A 2,153-nucleotide genomic window follows, 5' to 3' on the forward strand; every position below is an offset into this window, starting at 1 on the left:
CCACCCTTTCTATCGGTGGACACCCTTTGCCTCAATCTCGTTAGCCAGAAAAGGTGCCTAGAAATGCGCGCTTACAGACCGAAAACGAGGACGGTCAGTTCATCGACGACAGCGACATCCCGTTCTGAGCGGTGGCCAGAGGCCCGGCGGCGCAAGCCGCCGGGTTTTCCCATGTTCGCATCATATCGTGATCGCTGTTTGCTTGCCCTGGTGTGGCCGAGCCGAGGCCTCCATCCGGCTCGGGCGAACGGGAACAGCTTGATCCGGCCCAGTCATATTCGGCGGCGGGCATCACGCAACCGTCGCCAATGGCGCAAGGATAATCGAGACCATCAGGGTGGCGCCGTCGGCAGGCTCGAACATCCGGCAATGCAGGGATTTCCGGCTCACGTCAGCGCGCACTGCCCCGCTCTTTGAGACGCAACCTTGGTTTCAATCCCGGCCTTCCACGATCAACCCATGAAGGGTCGGACTATGCGAAGCATGCCGCCGCGCGAGGCTTCGCCTCGGCGGTGATCGCGGCCGGGACCAAAACACATCGGGCGCCTGTCGAGCGGGGAATGGTCTCCGCCTCCAAACAGGAGCCGGAAAATGTCCCTTGCAGATGCCCACGCCTTCGCCTTCAGCCTCGCCGCCACCCTGATGGTCACGATCGTTGTCTTCCGCGCCGGCGACGGCACGCTCAGCGTGATGCCCGCCGCCGAATACGACGGAGAAGACGATACCATCATCAAGGAGATAGACCCGTTCGCTTGAACCGGGCGGCGTTTACCGAAACCGAATCAGTTCGCGGCCGTACGCCGGATTCGCTGAATCAAATAGGGTTTTTGCTGGAGTTTCACAGCAAGAACGACTAAAATAGTCGTAGTTTTGGAATGTGCGTAGGTCCATGTGGGAGGTGATCATGCATGATCACCGCCCGACAATCTCGGGCCGCGCGCGCGTTGCTTGGTTGGACGCAGGAGACGCTCGCCGACAAGGCCCGTGTATCATTGACCGCCCTCAAACGCCTCGAATCCGAAAGCGGCTTCGAGGTATACGAGACCACGCGCGATCAGGTTCGTCGGTCTTTCGAAGACAATGGCATCGTCTTCCTCAATTCCGATCGTGGTGTGGGAGTTATGCTTGTTCGCGAGATGCTCTAATCCTGTCCCGACTGTATGGAGGCGCCGTATTCGCGGCTTCCACCTCTGTTTTGCCATCACAAATCCGTTAACAAGCACCAATACCTTGGATAGGATTCAGTAGTGGGGATCGTGTGACCAAAAACTTGCTCATGGACCATCCGCCGGCTGACGCGGAGCTCACCGCCTACGACCGGGCGCATCTAAAGCTGTATCTGCGTCTTCTCGATGCGGATGCCGATGGCGCGGATTGGCAGGAGGTTGCCGAGTTGGTCTTGCGCCTCGATCCCAGGAAAGACGCAGAACGCGCTCATCAAATCTACGCCTCGCATCTGGCTCGGGCGAAGTGGATGGTCGAGCAGGGCTATTCCGGCCTGATACGCGCCGCCCTTCACTGACCTTCGATCCAGGTGGTGCAGAACCCGCATCACGTTACGCTACCTTCGTTGTTCCCAAAACAAAAGCAACTTGAGATCGTAACCCTTGCATTGCCCACAGTCGTAAAGCGTATGTGGAGGTCAGGGGATGCCTGAACAACATGACTGGCGGACCGACGCCGACTATGACTTTATCGATCGATTGACAACGTCCGAGCTTGCTTGGGAATTCCTTCGGCGAAACGAGGATTACCGGAAAGCCTACGAGAGCCTCGCTGCGCGCGGGCAGCTTGATAGCGATCAGGCTCGCGCCGTCGCCGAACAATGGGGGTTGTGCTTTCGCCGCCGATCCCCAGCACACAGCACTCGATCATCCTATCTTCTGGACCCCGAATGCCGACCCTGGGGCAATTCTGCTCCACAGGATGTCCCTCGCTCCAGGCGATTCCGCCGCTGCTGAGGATTTCATCCGCGCGCACCCCTTTGACCGCATCGATGCTCTCCATCTGCGAATCGACGTTGCCGGTGAACGCCTTGAAATCACCCGTATCGATGCCCCATCCGACGGTATCCTCGTCGCTGTTCTGATCCTCGATGCCGCCGCGTTGGATCGGCTTCATGCGCTGAGCCGCTTTTGCGCGATGCTGTTTCG

At 58.9% G+C, this 2,153-nt stretch carries 4 protein-coding genes; 3 read left to right on the forward strand and 1 reads right to left on the reverse strand.

The features are described 5' to 3' along the window. The first annotated feature begins 591 nt into the window (after positions 1-591). The 3 genes from KWJ32_RS27920 to KWJ32_RS27930 all read left to right on the forward strand — a co-directional run bounded on the left by KWJ32_RS27920 (position 592) and on the right by KWJ32_RS27930 (position 1,522). On the forward strand, positions 592-756 hold the full coding sequence (locus KWJ32_RS27920; protein ID WP_172965695.1) for a hypothetical protein: 165 nt from the start codon (positions 592-594) through the stop codon (positions 754-756). A gap of 152 nt (positions 757-908) precedes the next feature. Further along, entirely contained in the window at positions 909-1,145 is a 237-nt protein-coding gene (locus KWJ32_RS27925) for a helix-turn-helix transcriptional regulator (protein WP_097142999.1), read from the forward strand. 131 nt (positions 1,146-1,276) lie between these two features. Further along, positions 1,277-1,522, forward strand: coding sequence for a DUF2285 domain-containing protein (locus KWJ32_RS27930; protein ID WP_097142998.1), 246 nt, complete (start codon positions 1,277-1,279; stop codon positions 1,520-1,522). Positions 1,523-1,692: 170 nt separating this feature from the next. Here KWJ32_RS27930 and KWJ32_RS27935 read toward each other — a convergent pair. Then, on the reverse strand, positions 1,693-2,153 hold a 461-nt coding region (locus tag KWJ32_RS27935; RefSeq protein WP_256886615.1), incomplete at its 5' end, for a hypothetical protein.

This window comes from Ochrobactrum sp. BTU2 (assembly GCF_024539785.1).
In the GTDB taxonomy this organism is placed as follows: Bacteria; Pseudomonadota; Alphaproteobacteria; order Rhizobiales; family Rhizobiaceae; genus Brucella; species Brucella anthropi.